This is a genomic window from uncultured Sphingomonas sp. (assembly GCF_913062585.1).
GTDB lineage: Bacteria > Pseudomonadota > Alphaproteobacteria > Sphingomonadales > Sphingomonadaceae > Sphingomonas.
Genome location: NZ_CAJXWX010000003.1, coordinates 208,570 through 230,625 on the forward strand (window position 1 = coordinate 208,570; position 22,056 = coordinate 230,625).

Sequence of the window (22,056 nt, forward strand, 5' to 3'; positions counted from 1 at the left end):
CGGTCGCCGCAAGCGCATCAATTGCGCGTGTGAGAGCGGTCCGGGACGGTTCCATCCTCAATGATCCTTCTCGTCGTTACCGTGAATACGATATTGTCGTCGACCTCCTGGCGCACAACCGTCTGTCCCAGTTGCTCGGCGGGGTACTCCAACCGCACCTCCTCTGCGGTTCGAACGAACTCGCGTGGCCGGGTGCGGAATATCCTTGCCTCGGGGGTGAATGCCACGTCGTCGAGCCTTTGCCGCTTGAGGCACTTCCTGGTCTTCGCCTCGATCAGCACGCGTATCCCCTCGTCATCGGGACGACCGGCAACATGTATAGCCGCCTGAACCACATCATCGTTCGTTACGGTTTCGCGCCCTTCCAGGGTCTGCTTCATCTGGCGCAGTGCGGTTGGAACACCGTTCGGGAGGTGTTCGCGTACTTCGTTCAGCGACTGTCTCATTGCCGTGTCCAGCCTATCGCTGAGCTCGGTATCGGACTGGTTGCGATAGACGCCAAGATACTTTGCGAAATAGTCGGTCAGGTCGGGGGCCTGATGCATCCGATCGGCGGCCGAGATCATGCGATCCGCGTCACGGCCGACCACCCGGATCAGGCAGATTTTCTGCACCGCCTTCCGATCCTTGACGAACGCCTGGACAATGGCGCGCAGCACGCTGCGCCCCTCGGTCTGCGATAGCTCTACGGCCTCGCGATAGTCGTACTTGATCAGTGCATAGACGCGGGCATCTGCGCCGACATCCAGTTCGAATACGAAAAAGGCACCTGCGACGGCGGTCTTCACGTGATCGCGCGCGAATTGACGGGCCAGTTCCTGACCGCCCGCTTCGAATGTGATCTCGCCTCGCGCCATTTGCTCTACGATCGGCTTGACCAGGGAATCGTCGCGGAACTCATGCAGGGCGTCGCTGGCATCGGCGATGATGCGCGCGCGAAAGAAACCTTCCTCCTGCACTTCAATCTCTGGTTCCGGAACAAAATCTTCGTCAGGCCGGCCGACAACGTGGATGATCATGCGTGTGACCCGGAGAACATTCTGCTCGTCTTCAGTGAAAAATGCCACACTGCCTCCCGTTGATTTTTCCCCAGAGTATCGACCGGTACGGCACACGGCAACGCCCCTGATCTTGTCTAGAAGATAATCGTCATGCCCTGATTACGGACACTTCGCCGATCCGTGTGGTTCATGCGGGCGAACGGTTTTCTGCACGCATCTTCCAGTCACGTCTGAAGCCCTGCGCCGCGCGCACTGCGGTAAACTTGCCGAACCGGGCGTTGACCTCGTCGAACGCCGTCGTCAGCCGGTCGCAACGCTCCACATCGCCCTCGAACAGCGCCGTTGGCCTAAAGTCAGCGGCGACCAAGTCCTCAAGCATGATCCCCGCCTTGATGTAGGCGTACCCGTTCTCAGACAACAACCAAAGCCTACCGCCCGAGCGCCGCAACCGCTTCATCGTGCGGTCGCCATCAATAGTACGACGACGATGTCGCCAGGACGCGCCTCGATGGCGCGGCTGACCACGACCAGATCGCCATCGGCGATACCCGCGTCGGTCATCGAGTGACGCGAATCACATAACTCACGGCCGGCTGACCGATCAGCCAAGCGGCAAGATCGATCGGCTGATTCAGGACGTCCTGGGCAGGAGACGGCAAGCCGGCCGGCGTCGTCTCGAGAAGTAGTCGCGCCTCTATCGGCACCACCTCGAAGGGCAGGTCGTGCTGGGTCAGGGGCAGCATCTTTTCTTTCGATACGCTCACCAGACCCTTATAGGACAATTCGAACATTTAGAGAACATGGTCGGTCAAAAAAATGTGACGCCCGGATCGGCTTGGGCATGTCGTCGCCGTTCGATCCGTCGAAGGGCTCAATATCCGCAGTTGAGGTTTTCGATTCGCACGCGCTTTTTGCAGATCGCTTCAGCGGAAGGAGAGATACCCATACGGGTTGTTCACCGCACCGAACCTTACGTCTTCCAGCGCAAGATGCGGGTCGCCGTATGCGCCATCATACCGCCCGAGAATGAAGGCTGGCAGCGGAACCCGCCCCGCTTCTCCAACCCAGGCGACCACCAAATCATCCTCGAAAAGCCCCCGATCATTACACCAGATGTCGTTGTCCGCGTCGTAGGAGACGCAGTCCCACGTCTGGTAATCGCCGATGATCTCCGAAGGTGCGCCCTCGACGCGCGTGATCGTGAGGTCCTTGTCTATGCGGTAGGCGCCCATGCCCCGTCTCCTTCTACAGGGGGCGTGACACACATTCGTTGCATCATCATCAACGGCGGCGAAGCCGGTCGGCTTCGCTCGGTATCTCGCTTCGATATGCCGCGTGTCGAAGTCTGACTGACACTGCAGGGCTCGATACCCAGGCGACTCGGCTGACGCCGAATTCGGCTCCGGCTCGACCATAGCCTCACCCGAAGCGACGCGACCCCACGACGACACGCGATCCGACTGCCCGTCGGAACCGACGCGCGCGAGCAAGCTCTGCCCTTTCCAACACTGCCGACACAGCGCTCGGCAACACTTTCAAAGGATAAAAAAATGGAAGAGCTCGACATGTCGGGCGTCGACCCCCTGCGCCGCGCGGAGGTCCGTCGCCGGATTGCCGTCATCCAGGATTTCATAGCCATCGCGAAACCGAACGACGTCGACCGGAAGGGGCACGCCGATCGACTGGAACTCAGTGTCGGCCAGTTTCTCGCGCTCGTCCGCGCATGGAAGGAGTATCGTCGCCCCTCCGCCATATCCGGCTCGGGTTTCACCAGGGGCAAGGAGCGCAGGACCGGACCCCGCCACCTCGCAGCCGAGGTCAAGCGTGCAGCGCGTGAGGTGATCGCGAGCCTGGACGCCGACCTGACCCTGAAACAGACGGTCGCGGCTGTGAACGATGCCCTGGCCGCCCAAGGGCTCAAGGCGCCATCCCGAAGCACGATCTGGAACATGGTCATGGATGCACGCCAGCACGTCGTCGTCGAGACGGACGACGACGTGGTCCTCGTTACCCGCTGCTGGATCAGGCTACCGATTGCAGCGCCCGACGGCGCGATGTCCTATCCCGAACTCGTCCTGGCCGTCCGGCCGTCGACCGGTGCCATCATCGCGGCTTCGATGGGGACTGACGACCAGGTGCCTGCCCGCATGGCGGCCGCGGTCCTCGAAGTGGCGCGCGATGCAGAGATCAGGGTCGAGAACGCCCTCGCCGACCCCTTCGAACTTGCGGGCGCGCGCGTGATCCGCCTGCTCTCGCACAATGGTCGGCGCGAACTCGCACGGGCGCTCGGCCGTGGCTTCGGCCAGATGCGCATCGTCTACCAGCCGGTTCGCGCGGTCGATCCGGTCGCCGTTCTGCGGAACAGCAAGGACCGGCCGCTCACGGCCGAAGACGCGCGCGACGTCGTCGGCGATCTCCTGCTCGATCATAACGCCGCGCGGCAGGCAGTCGAAGTGATCTGGGTCGACTGAGATCCCGTCGAAGGCGACCAGCACACATCGATCGCGGCGCTAATCGGGAGCAAGGTGCTGCAATAGGGCCATCAGGTCTGCAGGTGGCTCCGATCGGTCGACACGCTCGAGATCCCCGACGATCGACGCGTTGTGGGCATCGACCTCTATCGCCAGCCTCATCACGTCGTCGGCGGTCGGGCTCGACGGTCCACCGCCTCCTTCCCCCGTCCCCAGCCCCTGCGTTCTGTTCGGCGAGAGCGCAATCCGGCCCAGTCGCGAACCGACGGCCGGCTTAAGATATCGGCCGAAACGCTGTCGGCGCGTCGAGGGCTCGATCGGGGCACGGACCCCCGCCGCTACGATTTCCGACCGGATGTCGTTCCATCTCTCTCCATCGACCCCCACGACGAGCTGGAAGCCTTCGACGCGATCAAGCCAGGCCACGCCGGCGAGCGGCGACCGTCCCATGCGCCTCAGCCCGTCGGCAGCGGCATCCGCGTATCCGCGCCGGCTATCCGCCGCATCTCCCAGCGCGGCACCTAGTATCAGATGGCTTTCCTGGTCGACGATCGCGAACAGCGCGTATTCAGAGCCATCCATCCGCTGCATCGAACAGGCGCAGCAGTCGAACCCGACATACTTGCCCGGCCGTGCCTTTCGACTTCGTCGGCGGATTTCGTCGTCCACGAAGCGACGGAAGGTATTGTAGGTCGGCGGCTTGTCTCCGAGCCCCGGGGTCTCGGCGAGCTTCAGCGCGAGCTGACGCACGCTCTCGCCCGGATGGGCATCGATCAGCTCGCGGGCTCTCTCCGACAGCAGATCCTCGTGCTTATTCTTGCGCGTCCGCGGCGCCGTGGCGAGTACACCAAGAACCTTGAGCGATGGGGCGTCGTCCCAGGCCTTCGCCATTTCGTAAAACCTAGCGGTGTGCTTCAGTCCCGCGTTGGCGGCAGCCAGTACGGCGTCCTGAGGCGCCTTCCCCGTGTTCCACCGGGTCAGGGCGGCCATGCGCTGCAGCGCCTTGGCCCGCTGCCGCTCGGACAGTTCCGCCCACAGCACCGCTTCTTCGGCGGGCAGTGGGTCGCCCAGGAAGCCACGCAGTCGACGCATCGCCGCCTTCGACGACGGGGCTCCCGCGCCCGAAGTATCGATCTGGTCACTCATGGTTGCTTCCTAACCCGACGCACCCCACATGTCCATTTGTCCATATAAAAATCAGGATGACCAAATAAGAATATTGACGGGTTGCGATCTGCTTCATACATAGCGGCTTGTCGATCACTATTTGGATAGAGAGCATATGGATTCGTACGAGGAAGCGGAACGTCGAGCGAGGGAGGATCGGAGGCGAACGCTTCGGGCGAGGCGGCGACTGAGCCGGCGGACGTCCGTATACCGCCACCGTCTGTCCGGAACTGTTCGACCGCTCCGGGGAGAAGTCCGATGAGACGCATGCCCAAGCATCCCGATCCCGCCGTGCCGAACCTGGCGAACGTCGAGATCGATCCGAGCCGCCTGCGCCTGAAGCGCGTCGCGACCTCGTGGGAGGGGGGCGAGGCATCGACCTCGATCCTCGCGCGCATGACCGTGCTCCAGCACGGCGGCTACGACGAGCCCATCATCACTCGCGGCAAGAAGCACCTACGCGTCCGCATCCCCTCCCGTAAGACTGGAAGGCGACAGATGCTCGAGGGGCCGTCCGAGATGTTCCTTGGCATGGACAGTGAGGCGAACTGGAACGTGCGCGACTGGGAAGCGCACCCGATGATCTCCAGCTTCGTCTACGACGGCAAGCCGATGACCTATCGCGTCGATCTCATGCGCCAGCTGCGGGACGGAACGGTGGAGTGCATCGAGGCCAAGCGTACCGCCAGCGACCTGGTCGATCCGGACTATGCGCTGAAGCTGGGCTGCTATGCCGAGATCTGCCGACGGATCGGATGGCAATTCGACATCCGCTACAAGGCGGAGATCATCGGATCGAAGGCGCGTCGCCGGACGGTCGAGATGCTCTTCGGCCAAGTCTACAAGCAGCTTGACCGCAGCGTGGAAAAGACGGTCGAGCGGTTCGTCAACGACAAGGTGCCGGTCGCGTGGGGCTCCCTGCGGGACGCCGTCGCTCCGCATTCCCGCATCGAGGGCAACGCGATCGTCTGCCACGTCTCGACCCGGCAGCGCCTGTCGTTCGATCTCGACGCCGAGATCACCCCGGACACCATCGTCACGCCCTTGTCGGCCCCGCCGGCCGTCGCCAGCATGAGGATCTGACCATCGGACAGGCCGATACGGCCCAAGGGCCCAGGCTTCCTGACTACCCCCACTCGGCGTCGAACGGCGGAAGCGATCCTTCCTAGCCAGTTCTGACCTGAGGCCGGTCGGCCGAGCACCGACCACCTACTCGTTTTGGCCCTCGATCGCCGGAAGTCGGACGATCGTCGGATGGGACCCGGCCGTGAGCCAGAGGTCTGCGAGGAGCCCTCAGGCTCCACATCGGGGGCACTTAGCCCCCCACCCACCACCGCAAGGGACGGTCCGACGGATCGATCCTCGTCCCTGTCGGCGGGTGGCGTCGTCGGCAGCCGACCTCTCCATGCCCAGACGACAGGACCACGAAATGACCGACCTCCCCCGCAGCTTGACCGCAGGCCGCATCATCGACATCGAAGGCATCGCTCACGTGTACGAGCGCCGCGATCCCGATGATCACCTCACGATCCGTCGGGAAAAGAGCAATCTGGAATTCAGGTTGCCGGATCCGAAGACCGGCTTCCCAGAGAAGCCCACGACCTCGCAGCTTCTAGACCTCATGGCCGAAGGACGGGCCATCATCCGCTCGGACCGGCTCGACGACGCGGTGCGCAATCGTGCGCGCGTCATGGAGATCGATGCCCGAACCGCCAGGAAGCTCGACCCGAAGTCGGTAGCGCGAGCGATGCTCGTGCGCGCGTATGATGCCGAACCCAGCGGGCTGAGTGATCGTGCGCTGCGAGCATGGCGCGACGAGATCCTCAAGAACGACGACGAACTGGTGGAGGCACTCAACGGGTGGACGCCCTCGCCTCAGACGATCCGCAGCTGGATCCGGAAGCGCGGCAAACCGGGTGAGCGCCGCATGCGCGACTTCGTGGACATGCGGGGCAAGACGCCCCGCAAGCGCCGCCTGCATCCCGTCGTGTTCCAGATCATGCAGCGGCATGCGCTCGCCAGCTACACGACAAAGTCGAATTCCATCCTCGCCCATTACGCGCTGTTCGCGACCGAACTCGGCCGCGTGAACCGCGGCGAATTCACCGGAGAGGATCTGCCGCGCTACGCGCAGCCGTCCGAGCCTTACGCCATCCCGAGCTACCAGACCTTCCGGCTCCAGGTTCGTCGCATCGAATGCTCCTATACCTGGAAGACGAAGCACGGCGACAAGGCCGTCGGTTCGCGCTGGCTCGGCGGCGGCCATGCCCGGATGCCCACCAAGATCGGCGCGCTCACCGTCCAGGACGATACGCCGCTGCCGATGATCTTCCTCGTCGACGTGGAACGAGGGGTACCGATCGGCGAGCCGCTCTTCACGATCCAGATGGAGTACGTCACACGCTGCATCGTCGGCTGGGACCTGTCCTTCGACCGGCCGTCGACGGCGGTGACCCTGCGGACGTTCCATCACGCGGGCACGCCGAAGAAGGTGCCGGCGGACATGGCCGCTCGGTACCCCACGCTTTCAGGCATCTGCGTGCGCCCCGACGCCATCCTCCTCGACAACGCCACGCCGCATCACTCCCACGGCACCGAGGACGCCCTGGCGGACGTGGGCACCACGGTCCTCTACGCGGGTTCCGAGATGCCGCGGGACAAGGCGCTTGGCGAACGTGCCATTCTGACGATCGTACAGATCTTCGTCAGCGCGCTGCCCGGAGCGACGTACGACATCCCGCGCGCCCGCGAGTTCGGCTACGATCCCGAAAAGCACGCGATGCTCACCATCGAGGAAGCGCAGGCTCTGCTCGCCCGGGCGATCGCCGTCTATCACGTGACGCGGAGCCGGGCGTTGATGGATCGGCAGCCGGCCCTCGTGTGGAACCAGGAGGTCGCGAAGCATGGCGTCAACGTCCTGCACGATGCCGACGAGTTCCGCCGCGCGATCGGGGAGGTCGAGTACGACGTCACGCTCACCAAGTCCGGCGTCACGGTCAACAACCTGCGCTATTCCGACTTCAAGCTGACCCGCGAGCTCCTCGACGACATGCTCGGCCTGATCCCCCCGTCGCAACGCCGCACCAAGAATCCCAGCGTGCCGGTCAAGGTAAAGGTGGATACCGAGAACGTCGGCCACGTCCACGTCTGGAATCGCCGCGCGGGTCGCTACGTGACCCTACCGTGCGACAATGCCGACTATGCCGAGGGACTTCCGCTCTGGCTCCACCGTCGCATCCGCGAATTCGCCAGCGATCAGGCGATGGAGTTCAACACGCCTGCCGAGCAGATGGAGGCGCGCGCCGACTTCATCGGCGCGGTCATGGACGTGACCCCGCAGCTCCGTAAGCGCCAGAAGCGACTGATCGGTCGTCTGATGGGCATCGCTCAGGTCCGCCGCCTGCTCGGCCACGACGTCGAAGTGGACGACGAAGCCTGCGACGGCTTCGCCGCCGCGCCCGAGATCGAGGACGTGCAGGGCGCTGTCATGCAGGACATGGCGGCGGGGTATCGCACGGACGCGGAGACGAGAACGCCGCGCTCCGGTTCCGACGCCGTCAGCAGCGTCGACGACATCGATGCCGATGGCGACGACGACGTGCGTGGAGAGGGCCCCCTGCCGCGCCGTCGACCGTCGCGCCGCGCGTCGCCCGAGGTCCGGGATCGGCGCGAGACGCACGCGAAGGCGAGCGGGAACGCCCCGGCCAAGAAGGGCTCCGCGACTCGCAAGCCGCGTACCGCAGGGCTCGTCTGGGGCACCAAGCTCTCCTGATCGCGACCGAGATCGTGCGGTTCCGGGGCGGGCGCCGGAACCGCACGACCTTGGTGCGCCCGCGCCAACCTGGAGAAGTTGTATGGACCATCATTTCGACGACGAAGCGGCTTCCTCGATCGAAATCGAGATTTCCGCAGATTCGGTCGCGCCCCCTGCCGAGGGGTTGATCGCGCGATCGCAACGCGTCGCCAAAGCGACTGCGGCGCTGCGCCGCATCGTCCTCCCCTATCCCCGCCAGATCGCCTTCCAGGCCGAGCTCGAGGAACTGCGGCTCACCGGCCTGGAGTGCAAAGGCATGCCACAGCTGGGGCTGACGCTTTTCGACCAGACTGGGTGCGGCAAGACCGTGGGCGCCCGCCAGTACAAGCTGTTCAACGAGAGCAGGAAGGACGTTCCCGTGGGCGGTCGGCCGGTACTTCACGTCCGTATGGACGCGAACGGCACCGGTCGCGGTCTCTTCGACGCGATCCTCGCCGAGCTCGACGACAGCTTCACCGGGCGCGGCTTCGAACCGAACCTCATGCGCCGTGCGATCGACCTGATGGAGGAGAAGGGTACGGAACTCCTGATCGTCGACGAGGCCCAGCATGGTCACAGGAAGGGTTTGAACGCGCACATCACCGCGAGCGTGAAGCTCCTGCTCGACGTCGGCCCCGTTCCCATCGCACTGCTCGGCACCGAGGAGGCCGTCCCCGTTTTCGGTCGTGACCGGGAGCTTTCGGGACGTCTCAGCGCTCCATGCACGCTTGGAGCGCTACGCTGGCATGACGACGAGGACCAAGAGCTCTGGGTCGGCTTTCTCGACGCCCTGGACCAGGAGATGGTCGATCGCGAGATCATCTCCGCGCCTGTCGGGCTGAACGACGAGCAGCTCGCTGCGGCGCTCTGCGACGCGTGCAGCGGCGTGATCGGCCAGTTCATGAACCTCATGCGAACCGCCCTCGTCACGGCGGTGCGCCGTGGCGACACCGTCTTCACGGTGGACGACATCAGCGATGCCGTCGAGGCGCACCTGATGCAGCTCGGTTTCATCGACCACAACCCGCTACGGGGGCTGTGACCATGGCGCCGGCGACGGGTAGGCCACTTCACGTGGATCCGCGAGACTCGCTGCGCAGTCTCGTGGTGCGCGCCTGCCGCCGGCGCCATCTACCTCACACGTGGATCATCGCGCAGCGAGTGGGGATCGCCAATCGGAACCACCCAAACTTCGCCGACTGCCCCGGTCTCGACATCGACGAGCTGGCACGGCTTCTCGAGGTCTCGCGCGACGACGTCATTGCCCGCCGCCACGAGGCGGCGGGCAATGGCCGCGTGAACTACTGGGGCTTGGCCGTCCCGCCCCTCTTGCTGGAAACCACTCGTCGGCGCCGGTTCGCTCCGGGAGCGTTCGGCGCCGGCGTTCCCATGCCCGTTCACGACACCCGCTGGGACATGCGACTTTTGCCATTCTGCCCGACGACGTGGCAAATGCTCGAGCGCAGGTGCGGCTGCTGCGGCAGGGATCAGCAGTGGACCGTCGCCAACGGCGTGGACCGGTGCGACAATCTCCGGTGCGTGGCGAGCCTGTCGAAGACGCCGGCCCGCCCGGTGCCGCCGGAACTCCACCTCCGCCTGAATCTCGCCGCCGGCATCTGCTCGCCGGATACGCAGGAGAGGCAGGCGGCGATCAGCCGTATTCTCGACATTGCAGCCCTCACCGAGCAGCAGGCCTTCGATCTCCTCACCCTTCTCACGATGATCGTTCATGGCGCGAAGAGCGGCAGCTTCAGGATCAGCGGACCGAATACCGATCCGGACGACCTGCTGGAAAGCCTCACCGGCGCGTGCGACGTGCTGCTCGACTGGCCGGTTCCGCTGAAGGCGATCGAGATCGCCGCTCGAGCGCTGCCCTCGCGGGATCGGGCCAGGTTCGTCGCCTTCGTCAAGACGATGCGCAGCGAAGAGCTGGCAAGGGCCCTGCCCCCCACCGTCCTGGACGCCATCGTCGTCGCGCTATCCCCGCTCCGACTGTCTCATGCCCAAGGTTCCAAGTTGACGTCGATCGCCTCTTGCCAGCAGAGCAAGGTTTCACAGAACAGCTTCGTGGCCGTTCGCCCTGCTGCCGAAGCGGCCGGTACCCGGCGGGCCACCCTGACGACCGCCTGGAACGACGGTCTGGTCACTAGGCTGCAACGCGGTCACGGCCCTCGGCTGGTACCTGCGTTCTTCCTTCACGAAGCCATGGCGATCGGCGATGCCATGCGCGAGCGGCTTTCCGCATCCGCAGTCGCGTACCGCCTGGGCGTGCCGTTATACGCCGTCGAACAGATGCTTTGTCTCGGCCTGCTCACCGCCTCCGGCCTGCGGCTATCGACCGACTGGGATCGCCACTTCCTGATTGGGTCCGATGTGCCGGACTTCACCGACCAGATCGAGGCGGCGGTGACCCGAGAGCTGTCCGATCCCGTCCGGCTAGTCGATGCGCTCCGATCGGTTCCGGGTCGCAAGCCGTGGGGTCCGGTGATCAAGGCGATGCTCGCCGGCGTACCCTTTGTGATCGCCGAGGGCGATGGTCCGATATTCCAGCGCGTGTCCATTGACCGTGTCGACATGCTCCGGCTCTGCCGGTTGCGATTCGACCATGCCGCGTGGCCGGATCGCTTTTCCAGCGAGGTTATCCTCGAGGACGCCCTGGAGATTCTGAATCTCGCGTCGAAGCATACCGCCATCGTCTTCTCGAAACGTGTCACCGGCAGAATGCCGAAGCGCCTCGCCGTTGATGACGTGCTCGACCTCGCAGCGGTCTACGTCTCCACAGCGGAGCTAATGGCCCGAACATCCCAATCGTCTTTGGCAATCGTCAAGTTTCTTGAAGACGCCACCCTCGCACAACCTTTTCCAGGCTGCTGGTTGCGGTCGGCCGCGGAACGGCTGCTCGGTCTCACCCATTCCAAAGATTACCCTTAGCGATATTATCTCTTTTCTGGCATAGTCGAATTTTTCAACACCCTCCAACTTTGGTTGGGCGTCAATGGCCTCTCGCGGAACTTTCATATGCACAATATTGATATGAGTGATCCCGGCCTGGTGGATTACTTTGCTTTCTTGGAAGACGTTTCGACATTCGACGCGAAATTCGATCCGGACGGGCCTGACGGCGAGCCTCTGCGCGAGAGACCGGATATTCTGTCCGAGGCCTTCGCGAGAGCTCGCTTCAGCGGCCTACGCGTCGGAGACCTTGCATATCTTATGGAGTATGTAGGCGCTCTGCCTGACGTCGATATCACGGAGGCGCAGCGTATCCGACGCAGGGAGGAACTGAACCGCGCTTTCGAAAGTATAGCCCTGCCCGTCATCGATATCTATTCCGCCGGAAGCGTGGAGCCCCTGAGATATCACTGGCGGGGCCGCCTGCGCCGACCGAGCCCAGGCGTCTGGTTCCGCATTCTCGCCGTCAGAGGAGGCGCCGTCACGTCCCATACGCCTGTGTTCGTCGGAGAAAGCGAATTCGATCGACCTCGGGACGACTTCGGCTCCGGTCGGCTCGTAGCACTCCGGCGGGCCGAGCCACAGGCCATCCGCTTCCTTCGAAACATATTCACGCTGGACCATCTACCCGACGCTGACTTTGATGAGGATACGGACGGTCCCGGCTCAGGATCGCCACCCGACGGTGGCGCCCCTCCGGCGCCGGATGAGGCACGGACGACGCAGAACTTGCAGACCGCGCAACGAACCGCAGTGTCGACGACCACAGAACCATACTGGGCGGAGCGCCTTCCGCGCGACGACGACCGGCAACGCGTCGTGGTGTCGTACTGATGGCTGCCGTCGTTCGGAAGCGTATCAGCGAGGCTGACGCGATCATCCGGCCGCCGGCCGCGTTCGGTCGTGCAAAGGCGTTAAGCGGCGTAAGAGTCTACGACGTAGGCCAGGGAGACGCCATCGCAGTTCTTGATCAGGGTGGTGTGCCCGTGCTGCAGATCGACTATGGGGGACGTCAGGGCAGTCCATTCCGCAAGAAGAAGCCTAGCGACGTCGATGTCAGTATGCCCGTGGCATCGGATACCTGCGTCATGCTGACCCACTGGGATGAAGATCACTGGTCGTCCGCCCCAAAGGGGGACGCTGCGCGAAAGGCGGAATGGCTGGTACCTCGGCAAGTCACCTCTCCTCGCGCGGTACGCTTTTCGGCCGGGCTCGCTAGAGCGGCATGCGTGCCTGAGACGCGAGTCGGGCGAACCTATGCGTTCAGGGCGGCGAACGGGGATACGCTCCTGTTCCAGAAGATTCGCCATTCCGCTGTCAGTCCGGCGCAGGACGAGGACTGCAACCGCAGCGGCGTCGCTCTAGCACTCGTTCGAGGCGTCGGGTCTGATGGGCAGGTCATTCTGCTTCCCGGCGATGCATCGTTCGGCTGGGTACCGCTCTATCGACGGCTACATGCTTCGGGCAGGTCGCTGACCGGGCTCGTCGCTTTCCATCATGGTGCCGGGACCCACTGGACGCGCTCGACGAGGGCGCTCCTTCGGGACTGGAGACATACCTCCGGCAGCGACTGCCAGGTCATGTTCTCATGCTCGTCGGACAATGGATACGGTCATCCCCAGCCTGACCTGTATTCGGAGCTGATGAATATCTCGGGCTGTACCACGTTCTCGCTCAGAGCCGCCGGGCGAAAGTCCGCGGACATCCTATTTCGCTGACGTTCGCCTCGTCCCGGGAGCGGGTGGAGCTGCGCGGAACGTCATGGCGATGATTCTAGCAGGTTTCCCCATCACGCGATGATGAGCTACACCGATCCTGCTATCTCGGCAAAAAGATTTCGAACGGCCGCCTTGAGGCTTTCCTCGCCCAGTTGAGTCAGGACGAGAAACTTACGTCGGCGGTCAGAGGGATCGGGTTGCTGCTCCACCAGCCCTGCAGTCTGCAATAGCGCGACCCACCTCATAGCAGTCGTCGTCGGAGCCCCCGATGCGATACATGCGCTGTTAAGGGGAACAGGCCGCCCCTCCTCCTTCGAGACGAGCAGGTCCAGCAACATTTCCCAGGCTGGCTCGCCGAAGATCATCGCTGGAAGGGCTGAGCGCCTCCTTTCCCGCGCCAGCAGGATCCGTCGGGCACCTTCCACCGCATCGAAAACCTCGCTCACAAAAGCCTCAGCTGGCGCATGCTCGAGAAGCCTTCCGATGCGACGATCACGTGGTCATGAACCTGAATGTCGAAGGCACCCGCAGCGGTCACGAGAGCCTTCGTGATTTCGACGTCCTCGGACGAGGGTGACGGATCACCGCCTGGATGATTGTGAGCTATGATCAGCGCGGACGAACCCAGCTCGAGGGCACGTGCGATGATCTCGCGATTGTAGATTGCGACCGCGTCCACCGTTCCCCTTGCGATCATCTCGTCCCGGATAAGCATGTTTCTGCTATTGAGGTGCAGCACCCTCACGCACTCGACTGGAGAAAGCGCCATGTCGGCCCGCAGATAGGCCATGAGCACCGAACTGCCCGAAATGACCGGCCCTGAACGCATCTCGGTGTTCAGGACGTGGAGCATCGCTCGCCGGAACGCACCCAGACGGATCACTGCCGCAGAGTTTCCACGGCATGCCCTTAGCAATCTGGCCTCTGAGGCGGCAAAGGCCGCCGCGAGAGTGCCGAACTCGTCTGTCAGATGCTTGGAGGCTTCTGGCCCGTCTACGCCCGGAACACCCTCGAGGAGGGCCGCGATGATGTCGTGTTCGATTGCGACGTCGCGGCGCCCCGGCCCTGAATGATCCCGATCAGCAAGATGATCAGGCCCGGGAATGCCGGCCCCGTGATCATGATCGCATACCCAAGTCGCCATAGCCCTGGATCTAGAAACTTGCCGAGGTGGCCGAGCAGCGTGATGCCCTGGAGGACGGCGAGGGCGATGCTCCACCACCGGCCGCTACGGACCGCGACGACAACCAGACCGCAGATGAGCGCGGCATCGACCGCAAGCACGCCCACCTCGACGGAAGAGTAGCGACCCGCAGCCGATGATCGCACGAGGACGGTCGAGATTGCAGCGAGAAGCAGCAGCGAAGCAGCCTCCCGCTCATGCCGCCCGCCGAGCCGCCAGGCAGCGACGCAGACAAGCAGGAGAATGGTCCAGAAGGTGATCGTCCACCAGGGCATGCGCCACGTTGTGCACTCTCGCGCAGCGCGGTCAACGTCTCACGATACCGCGCGGAGCGTCAGTTCCGCGGAAGTGAACGGCTGATTGGGCGGACACTCGTCGCCGCCATACGAATGCACGCCGATCTCGGAGGGCAGGCTGCCCAGCAGCTGGTGAGCCTCGATGAACTTCGCACGTGCCGCAAGCGACAGCTGCAGCGCCTCCGACACGAGCCCCATCGCAGCCGCTCCGGTCGCGATGGGCAGATTCGCCTTCGACCGCTCCTCGATCATGGTCGCGACGCATCTGGCACCGAGGGCAGCGGTGGTTTCGGCGGATCGCTCCACCGGCAGAAATGCGGCCTTGACGTTCTCAACCGCTAGTCGACGTTCCTTCAGCATCTCGTTTCCCCTCGCCCGGGCGCGGGGACCCGGGTCAGCTTTGCCTGGTTGGCGGTTCGATCATGTTGGTCAGTTCCTGCACCGACTTGGCCAAGGGCGCCGCCGAGATGATGGCGATCGCGACCGCGACGGTCAGTGCGACGATGAGGGTCACCACCCGAAGCGCGGATTGCGCATCGGGTCGATCGCCCGCTTCTGCCGACCATGACTTGTCCACCGGCCTGTCGGATGCGTTTCCATCGAGTTCGAACACGGCTCGACGTTCACGCAGTTCCGGCGGGGCACGGTTGATGTCGTCGTCGCCATGGCTACTGGCTGTCGGGAGGATCGAAATGACCCTCGAGGGGTCCATGACCACTCGCGGGTCATCGTGTTCATGCATGCGAAGGAGACGAGCAGCGTCAAAGCGGGACGTCACGCCGAGCCGTCTCATGGCAGCCTTAATATGATTCTTGACCGTCTCGTCGCTCAGCCCGAGATTCCGGGCGATCTCCTTGGAGTTGACGTCACGCGAAACGAGGCGGAGTATCTCGCGCTGACGATCCGACAGCGATGCCAGCCGGCTCGATAGGAGGAGGTCTTCGTCTTTCATTCCTAGCCCTTAGCTCAAGAATGGGCTGTCCCGGAATTGCCGTTCGGCAGGAAGCTCTGCGACTTCCCAATCATGGGATCGAAACGAATATTTCCGGGGCGCTATCGATGAGCCCGAGCAGTGCTGTTATTACCTCCCCGGGGCGTTCGGACATTTGCATGCGGCTTGGAATAGCCGATGCGCGGAGAACTCGTTGGACATCGATCGGCAGGTCGCTGATGTTCACCATCCCGTCAACGACGGCTACGAGTGCTGGTAAATGCCGGAAGAGGACAAGCTGATGTGCGATCCGTAATCGCACGGCCTCTGACTCGCGCCCCTCCACAACGCGCCTTGCGAACGTGTCGATATCTGACGGTACCTCACCCGCGCGCCGGCGCTGCGCGATCCATGAGGCCTCGCGGGGAAACCCTGCCGTTGCATATTGTAACGACGGGTCCTCGATGATCCTGCGGCGGGAGGGTATAGCCCCGGCCGGATTTACCCGGATTTTTCTCGCGCCGCATCGCAGCCGGGCGCGGATGAACATCCGAGTGGTTTCCGCGTGGATGGCATCGCCCGTGGAACACTCTTCCGGGAAAAGCCCTCCCCACTCCAAATAGTCTGACAGACGATATCCGCACACCTTGTCGTCGAGAACGACCTCGTCCTCGTCTCTGGCGTCTAACCACTCGACCTGGTCATCGACGAGTCGCTGGGCCGCTACATATTCCGGGTGCCGCTCGGCGAAGCCGGGCGGTGGCTTGGTTGAGCCTTCGAGCAACACGCCATGTCCAGCAGCCGCCGCTCGTCGCATCGTCGCGACGTATCCAGTGCGGTAGATCGTGTCGGCGTCCACCTGCAGTATCAGCGTTTCGTCGGCATCGACCCCCAGGATGGAAGCGAGACGCATGGCCTCGCGTACGCCACGTGTTCGAGGTGGCACATATCCACGCTCGACTTCCGTTACCACGTGTACCGACGAGGGCGACCTCGCACAGATCCGCTCGAGGATGTCGAGCGTGCCGTCCGTCGAGCCATTGTCTACCACGACCAGATGAGCGTCGGGTACGGGCGGCGCAGCCTCCAGAAAGCCTAGCGAAGCGATTGTGTCACGAACATCGGCCGCCTCGTCGAGACAAGGCATGACCGCGACGGTCAGCACGCCAGTCCTTGAACCTGGGCAAGTGAAAAAGAGCAACGATGTGAACAGGGGACATGCGAGATGTACGCCTGGCCTGCTAGATAGCCAGTCGGATCGATGGCACGGAATTGCCCGTGGAAGCGCCGTCCCGACAGGACCGCATGCCGGGCATCGATTCCCTCGTCTCCGAAGCGGTCGATCGAGCGACTACAGCACCGGGGATAGCCCAGCAATAGGCCCAGAGCATGAGTGTGTCGACCGGGCCGACGGTCCAGGTCGATCACGCGTCGGGCATGGATCGCCTCACGCGAGATTGCCACATATCCGTCCGCATCCGCGCTGGCGAAAAGCCCGTGGCGTCGAGCCCACCGACGAAGGGCCAGCTGCTGACGGCCTACATGGAGTCTAACCACTGACCTTCGGTTCGAAAGCAGCCACGACAAATCGGTGCGCGCCGATGGAGCGAGCCATTCAGGGATACGTTGCATCAATCCTTGCGCCTGTCGCGCCTGAGGATGAGCTGAGTGATGCCCGAGGGCGATACGTCAACGAAACCAGCCGCCTCGGCGGCAAGCCTAGATGCATCGTTCGACTTGCGCATGTGTAGATATAGCGGATCGTGCTGGCTCGCCTCCGCCGCCAGACGATAGGCCACCCGCCCGATTCCTCTGCCCTGCTGATCCTGGTTCAGGAAGATCTGCATCGAGGCATGCCGGCCAAGCGGAGGTTCGTCGATGACGTTGACGAAGACCTCACCCGCGCGACCCGTGGGGCCGACGACATCCCAGTACTCCCCTCCTGGTCCGTCCCCTTTGTTCTTCGGGCCGGGTTTCTGCGCCAGCCGCACCTCCGCAGGATCGATCTTCGGGCCACCTTTCGGAGGCTTGACCACCTTCGGTTTCGGAGTCGGACGGGACGGCTTGCGACGTTTTACCGCTGCCTTGTGGGTAGGGACCTTACTCATAAAGAGAACTCAGGCCTTTGCGCAGACGGTCCTCGGCTGGCGCCCAGAGCTCGGAGGGGAAGAACCCTGGCGAGAAGGCGACGGCGGCATCCACGATCCGGTCGACTATCCCAGATGCCCGCATGAAGCTGGTCACTTCGTCGATGCGTTCAAGAACGCTTGTCAGATCGGGATCGTGCCTTCGAACGCGATCTATCCAGTCTCCATCCCCGTCATAGCGATTGTTAAAGTAATCCATGTCGACGTGCAGGAGAATCGGGCCGTCGCCGACGTCGGCGAGCCAGTCCGCCAGATCTGGAGTGGTGCGGTATCGGCCAGGACCTACCCCCTCCCCTTCTTCAAGCGAGATGGCGGGACGAAGAACCCCGGGTCGCAGCAGATCGTCCACTACGGTCGTCTCGATGATGACATGGTCAGTCGTCGCCGATACCTTTGGTGGCTGACACAGATGACGAACGTCGCAATTTGGAAAGGCGTGCAAGAAGGGCGTGAGAAAGCTCCCCATGCCAACGGCTCCGCTCTCGCATGCCGCCAGTACCGAACCCGGATCTCGAACGTCGAAAGGTGCGTCTGTTATCATGTCGACGATGCCACCCGCGGTGATCGCGAGACGCGGCGCCATCAGGTCTCGATGATCGTCTATGTGCAGAACGGTGATTGGATCGATGGGATCGGATCGCTTGCCCGCAACCCATTCGCTCCATGTCAGAAGCGACCACGTATCGTACAGCGAGGTCAGAACCTTGCCCGAGCGCCTTCGCGCGACCGCCATGTCAGAGAGCTCTATACCGCCCCAGAGGCCAAGGTGTCGGCCAAGACCGGGGTCAACGTGGCGCCTCGCGTCAGCGGGCCAGCTTAGGTCAAGCTCCCACCCTTCGTCGACCTTCGTTGCGGTAGCATCCTTGTCGCAGAAGTAGTCGCGGAGCCGTGAATGCCTCGTATGTCGCTCGAATGGCAGCGAATTGGATTCGACTATCAGGGTCATGCCGCCAGCGCCATGGACCGGGACTTTTCCTCGAGCACCTGCACGAGGGCCCGGCCCGTGTTCGTCAAATCGCACGCACGCAGCGTCTCGAAAGCCTGCAACAGATTGCGCTCTGTATCTTCCAGCTGGGCGATCGACCGGTTTCCCAGACGAGCGGGACCGAAGTCGCGCACATGTTCCCAGAAGCGGCGCAGCTCGACGAACACGAAAACCGCATGCAGTAGACCCGAGGCCGGCCGAAGATCGTCCCTCCATGGAGACACGACAAGCGCGCCCGGTCGGGTGGTAGCGTACCGGCGTTCGAGCAGGTACAGCTTCTGATGCCGATATTCGTGCACCAGAGAGTCCGCCAAGTCGTATGCATCGATCAGGCCGTGCGTCCCCCGGATTGATACGAATACCGCTCCTGGCACGGAATCGTCGCTAAATGACACGATCTTGTCCGGATGCGCGGAGGGATCGCGCACGAACTGGATCGCCGAACAGATCGTGCGAAGCTCGGTCGCAAGCGCTGGACGCCATGTCTCCACGATCTTCAGCGCCTCAGCGACGAGAACGCGCCCTTCCTCGACGATATCGCCGTCTTCAAACTCGATCGCGTTTCCAAAGGGCTTACGAAGCCAGCTATCTTCCCCTGCAATCTCGAGATCGTCGCGAGCAGCTCCGTCGTGCAGGGCGGCCAGATAGTCGGCGTCAACCGTGATCGGCGTTCCTTCCACGTCATGGACTACGCGTCCTGCACCGGCAGCCAAAACGGCCCGATGCCATGCGACGGTGCCGGCTCGACGCGCCAGCGCTCTACCCGCGTTCTCGACATTCGCCCCGGGCAGCATCAGAAGAGCCTCGTCGAGCCCTGCCATGTCTGCAGCGACGGCCTCGCCATACAGGCCTTCCATGATCATGGCACTCGTCTCCGCCAGCTCGAAGGACGCCAGATCGAAGTCGGGAGTGGCGTCCGCTACCGGGACGGCATCGATTAGAGAATCGCCGAGTCGCATGCGGACATGAGCAATCAGCGCTTTCATCTCGCCGCAGTAGACCGTTGGATTGCAGAAGGTGCCCGAACGGAAGCGGTGTGGGACGGAGCCACCACCGCAGACGTCCACCACATCACACGTCCGACACTGATCGCTTACCCCTTCCTTCGATAGAAGGCGTCGATGAGCATCGATGGCCGGCGACGCCGCCAATTCCGCAACCGTCGTATCTAGGACCGAACCCGCCAGTCGACTGGCTCCATCACCTGCGACCTTGAAGACGTCGAGATCGTGCCACGATCCATCGGTCTCCACCGATAGAAGGCTTACGTCCCCGAAACCGAACGCGTCGGTACCTGAGGGAAGCCCCGCAACCGCGTCTAGGAGAGCCTCGAAGGTGCGGACTGGAAGCTCTGGATATGTATCAAGCCATAGGTCGAACGCCTCGATAAGCCAGCGCTGGTATAACTCGGGATCCTTCTCGCGTCCTGGTGGTGGGCGGTCATGATGAGCATCTGGCAGGAGAAAATCGAGCTTGGGCACCTGATGCGCGGCGAAATACTTGAGCAGAGTCGCCGGCGGCACGGAAGCGTCGATCACGGCAATTACGCCCGCGAATACTTTGGGCCTCGCTTTCAGACGCTGAAGGCTTGCCTCGACCTTGTCGAAACTTGATCGCCCGCGCCGCGTCGTGCGGTGAAGGTCATGTGCTGCACGCGGGCCGTCCATGCTGAGCGAGACGGCGATCCCCGCCACCTCCAGCACGTCGAGGACCTTATCGGACAGCAGGATGCCATTCGTCTGCAAGCCGAAGTCGATGCAGACATCCGGCGCCGCCTCGCGAATGAGGTCGGCGAACGCGGCGAGTTCGTCTGCACCGGCGAGCAGAGGCTCACCCCCATGGAAGACCACGGCGCATCGGGTCAGCTGCTGAGCTTTGGCGTACTCCGCGACGCGCAGAGCGAATGCCTGCCGATGCGTCGCGGAGAGCAGTCTTGGCATTTCGCGCCAGCTTTGGTCGGCGTGGTGATACACGTAGCAATAGTCGCAATCGAGATTGCACCTTGATGCAACCTTGACAAGAAAGGACGTGATCCTTGCCGCCGACACGTCGACGCCCCCGATCAGGAACGGCTATGACGATGATGCATGCGGTCGTAGCTAGTGATCACCTCACTCGCGGCAACTCCCGCCATGACTCGGCTTTGAAGACGCTGCAGCGCTGGATTGCTCGTCGATGTCTTCAGTACGCTCTCACGAATGATGTTCTTGTCTTCCACGATCTGCATCGGCGTTCTCCTTACGTGCCAATTTCTGGATCACGCCATCGATACGTACAACCGAGAAAAGCAACCAAAATGGTAGGACCCCCACTACGCTCACATCTACTGCCGAACATTGGCAAAAGAGATGCTGCCGTGCGCGCTCCCGCCCCGCTATAGTCAATCGATTTTGATCAAAACTGCTATAGCCCTTCGGATCCGATCCTGGCGCGGCACGCACGGCTTGAAGCATCTTCTTCTCAGATCGCTGGATCGCTGGCCAATAACGCTTCCACCCCCGCGGCTCGCCTGAACCCCGTCAACCTGTTTGCACCCGATGGCTCAAATCGCTGCACACGCTTGATGCCATTGCAAGCAGCCTATTTTGGTGATCCTCGGCGGGATACCACCTGAACGATGACAGATTTCTGCAGCCATCTCTCTCGCTGGTGGCCCCCATCATAGGTTGCATCATAACCAGCTAAGTGGCCCTTGACGGGTACGGGACCGATTGAGTCTCTCTTACCGTTAAAATTGGCGTATTGAGCAATTTTAACGATTTCGCCTCCAATGCATTTTATATGGTAATGCGTCTAATGTCAGATAGATAGCACTATGGTTTGCTCGCTGCGACGACATTGTCATGACATCGTTGGATAGCGTGCCTCATGCACGATCCTCCCCGGTACGGGGAGGTGGCAGCGCGTAGCGGTGGTGGAGGGGGCTTCCCGCCAGGCAAGTCCCTGGCCGCCATCCCCCTCCACCACCGCTTCGCGGCGGTCCCCCTCCCCGTGCCGGGGAGGATGTTCAGTTCACCGGTCGCTTGCCCACACCCAGCGGAGTCGCAGGGTCGACTTCCCCGATCTCGTCGCCGCGATGGCCGCCGCCGGCCCCTGCCCCGCTACCATGGACCTCGCCGGTCTTCGGATCGACCGACGCGCGCTTGCCATTATCGGCAGGCAGTTCGGTATCCGCATTGCCCTCGCCCTGTGCGGGTGGGGTGGTCGTCACGCTGCCCGAGGGCTCGGCGCGGCCCATCGCGGCTTCCGCGTCGCGGTGATAATCCTGTCCGCTATGCCCGTGGTCGTGATCGAAGGGCTGGCCGGTGCGCTGTTCCTGCTCGGACATAAACGAATCTCCTTTGCCCGGCTCAACGGGACAGGCCATCCGCCGTTCCCCGAAACGCAAAAGGGGCGCCCACCCGGTCGGTGG

24 protein-coding genes are annotated in these 22,056 nt (G+C 63.0%); 7 read left to right on the forward strand and 17 right to left on the reverse strand.

Annotation, left to right across the window (positions count from 1 at the left end):
- Positions 1–17: 17 nt before the first annotated feature.
- The 5 genes from QZ546_RS04385 to QZ546_RS04400 form a co-directional block, all read right to left on the reverse strand.
- Entirely contained in the window at positions 18–1,067 is a 1,050-nt protein-coding gene (locus QZ546_RS04385) for a hypothetical protein (RefSeq protein WP_294235154.1), read from the reverse strand.
- Between the two features lie 121 nt (positions 1,068–1,188).
- Positions 1,189–1,458 carry a DUF4113 domain-containing protein gene (locus tag QZ546_RS04390; RefSeq protein WP_294235156.1) on the reverse strand — a complete coding sequence of 90 codons (270 nt, stop codon included), beginning with the start codon at positions 1,456–1,458 and terminating at the stop codon, positions 1,189–1,191.
- On the reverse strand, positions 1,455–1,562 hold the full coding sequence (locus QZ546_RS17660) for a LexA family protein (RefSeq protein WP_367113510.1): 108 nt from the start codon (positions 1,560–1,562) through the stop codon (positions 1,455–1,457). The genes QZ546_RS04390 and QZ546_RS17660 overlap by 4 nt, the downstream gene beginning before the upstream one ends.
- Positions 1,559–1,765: a hypothetical protein gene (locus QZ546_RS04395; RefSeq protein ID WP_294235158.1), complete on the reverse strand. Its 207-nt coding sequence runs from the start codon at positions 1,763–1,765 to the stop codon at positions 1,559–1,561. The genes QZ546_RS17660 and QZ546_RS04395 overlap by 4 nt, the downstream gene beginning before the upstream one ends.
- A gap of 159 nt (positions 1,766–1,924) precedes the next feature.
- Entirely contained in the window at positions 1,925–2,233 is a 309-nt protein-coding gene (locus QZ546_RS04400) for a hypothetical protein (RefSeq protein WP_294235160.1), read from the reverse strand.
- Between the two features lie 318 nt (positions 2,234–2,551).
- On the opposite strand from QZ546_RS04400, the gene QZ546_RS04405 reads away from it, so the two are divergent.
- A complete protein-coding gene (locus QZ546_RS04405) occupies positions 2,552–3,472 on the forward strand; it encodes a hypothetical protein (protein ID WP_294235161.1) in 921 nt (306 codons plus the stop codon).
- Between the two features lie 39 nt (positions 3,473–3,511).
- Here the strand turns inward: QZ546_RS04405 and QZ546_RS04410 are convergent, their stop codons facing one another.
- The gene (locus tag QZ546_RS04410) at positions 3,512–4,618 is read right to left on the reverse strand and encodes a hypothetical protein (protein WP_294235163.1); all 1,107 of its coding nucleotides are present in this window, start codon (positions 4,616–4,618) and stop codon (positions 3,512–3,514) included.
- Between the two features lie 288 nt (positions 4,619–4,906).
- Between QZ546_RS04410 and QZ546_RS04415 the strand changes: the two genes are divergently transcribed.
- From QZ546_RS04415 to QZ546_RS04440, 6 genes are all read left to right on the forward strand, one after another.
- Positions 4,907–5,722 carry a hypothetical protein gene (locus QZ546_RS04415; protein WP_294235165.1) on the forward strand — a complete coding sequence of 272 codons (816 nt, stop codon included), beginning with the start codon at positions 4,907–4,909 and terminating at the stop codon, positions 5,720–5,722.
- Between the two features lie 346 nt (positions 5,723–6,068).
- On the forward strand, positions 6,069–8,411 hold the full coding sequence (locus QZ546_RS04420) for a hypothetical protein (RefSeq protein WP_294235167.1): 2,343 nt from the start codon (positions 6,069–6,071) through the stop codon (positions 8,409–8,411).
- A gap of 82 nt (positions 8,412–8,493) precedes the next feature.
- The gene (locus QZ546_RS04425; protein ID WP_294235169.1) at positions 8,494–9,474 is read left to right on the forward strand and encodes a TniB family NTP-binding protein; all 981 of its coding nucleotides are present in this window, start codon (positions 8,494–8,496) and stop codon (positions 9,472–9,474) included.
- Positions 9,475–9,506: 32 nt separating this feature from the next.
- Complete coding sequence (locus QZ546_RS04430) at positions 9,507–11,363, forward strand: hypothetical protein (protein WP_294235171.1); 1,857 nt, start codon at positions 9,507–9,509, stop codon at positions 11,361–11,363.
- Positions 11,364–11,450: 87 nt separating this feature from the next.
- On the forward strand, positions 11,451–12,218 hold the full coding sequence (locus tag QZ546_RS04435) for a hypothetical protein (RefSeq protein WP_294235173.1): 768 nt from the start codon (positions 11,451–11,453) through the stop codon (positions 12,216–12,218).
- Positions 12,218–13,102 (forward strand): hypothetical protein, encoded by an 885-nt coding sequence (locus QZ546_RS04440; protein WP_294235175.1) that lies wholly within the window; start codon positions 12,218–12,220, stop codon positions 13,100–13,102. The genes QZ546_RS04435 and QZ546_RS04440 overlap by 1 nt, the downstream gene beginning before the upstream one ends.
- A gap of 86 nt (positions 13,103–13,188) precedes the next feature.
- Here QZ546_RS04440 and QZ546_RS04445 read toward each other — a convergent pair whose 3' ends face one another.
- From QZ546_RS04445 to QZ546_RS04495, 11 genes are all read right to left on the reverse strand, one after another.
- Positions 13,189–13,548 (reverse strand): hypothetical protein, encoded by a 360-nt coding sequence (locus QZ546_RS04445; protein ID WP_294235177.1) that lies wholly within the window; start codon positions 13,546–13,548, stop codon positions 13,189–13,191.
- Positions 13,545–13,985, reverse strand: a complete 441-nt coding sequence (locus QZ546_RS04450; protein WP_294235179.1) for a RadC family protein — start codon at positions 13,983–13,985, stop codon at positions 13,545–13,547. The genes QZ546_RS04445 and QZ546_RS04450 overlap by 4 nt, the downstream gene beginning before the upstream one ends.
- A 110-nt stretch (positions 13,986–14,095) precedes the next feature.
- A complete protein-coding gene (locus tag QZ546_RS04455) occupies positions 14,096–14,560 on the reverse strand; it encodes a hypothetical protein (RefSeq protein ID WP_294235181.1) in 465 nt (154 codons plus the stop codon).
- Between the two features lie 39 nt (positions 14,561–14,599).
- The gene (locus QZ546_RS04460) at positions 14,600–14,941 is read right to left on the reverse strand and encodes a hypothetical protein (RefSeq protein ID WP_294235183.1); all 342 of its coding nucleotides are present in this window, start codon (positions 14,939–14,941) and stop codon (positions 14,600–14,602) included.
- 34 nt (positions 14,942–14,975) lie between these two features.
- Positions 14,976–15,533 (reverse strand): helix-turn-helix transcriptional regulator, encoded by a 558-nt coding sequence (locus QZ546_RS04465; RefSeq protein ID WP_294235185.1) that lies wholly within the window; start codon positions 15,531–15,533, stop codon positions 14,976–14,978.
- A 70-nt stretch (positions 15,534–15,603) separates the two neighbouring features.
- Entirely contained in the window at positions 15,604–16,677 is a 1,074-nt protein-coding gene (locus QZ546_RS04470) for a glycosyltransferase (protein ID WP_294235187.1), read from the reverse strand.
- A gap of 466 nt (positions 16,678–17,143) precedes the next feature.
- The gene (locus QZ546_RS04475) at positions 17,144–17,620 is read right to left on the reverse strand and encodes a hypothetical protein (RefSeq protein WP_294235189.1); all 477 of its coding nucleotides are present in this window, start codon (positions 17,618–17,620) and stop codon (positions 17,144–17,146) included.
- Complete coding sequence (locus QZ546_RS04480) at positions 17,613–18,392, reverse strand: hypothetical protein (protein WP_294235191.1); 780 nt, start codon at positions 18,390–18,392, stop codon at positions 17,613–17,615. Before QZ546_RS04480 ends, QZ546_RS04475 begins: the two co-directional genes overlap by 8 nt.
- 209 nt (positions 18,393–18,601) lie before the next feature.
- Positions 18,602–20,692 carry a cyclophane-forming radical SAM/SPASM peptide maturase YhhB gene (gene yhhB / locus QZ546_RS04485; protein ID WP_294235193.1) on the reverse strand — a complete coding sequence of 697 codons (2,091 nt, stop codon included), beginning with the start codon at positions 20,690–20,692 and terminating at the stop codon, positions 18,602–18,604.
- A gap of 14 nt (positions 20,693–20,706) precedes the next feature.
- On the reverse strand, positions 20,707–20,871 hold the full coding sequence (yhhA, locus tag QZ546_RS04490; protein WP_294235195.1) for a YhhA family cyclophane-containing RiPP: 165 nt from the start codon (positions 20,869–20,871) through the stop codon (positions 20,707–20,709).
- Positions 20,872–21,651: 780 nt separating this feature from the next.
- Entirely contained in the window at positions 21,652–21,972 is a 321-nt protein-coding gene (locus QZ546_RS04495; RefSeq protein ID WP_294235197.1) for a hypothetical protein, read from the reverse strand.
- Positions 21,973–22,056: the final 84 nt, after the last annotated feature.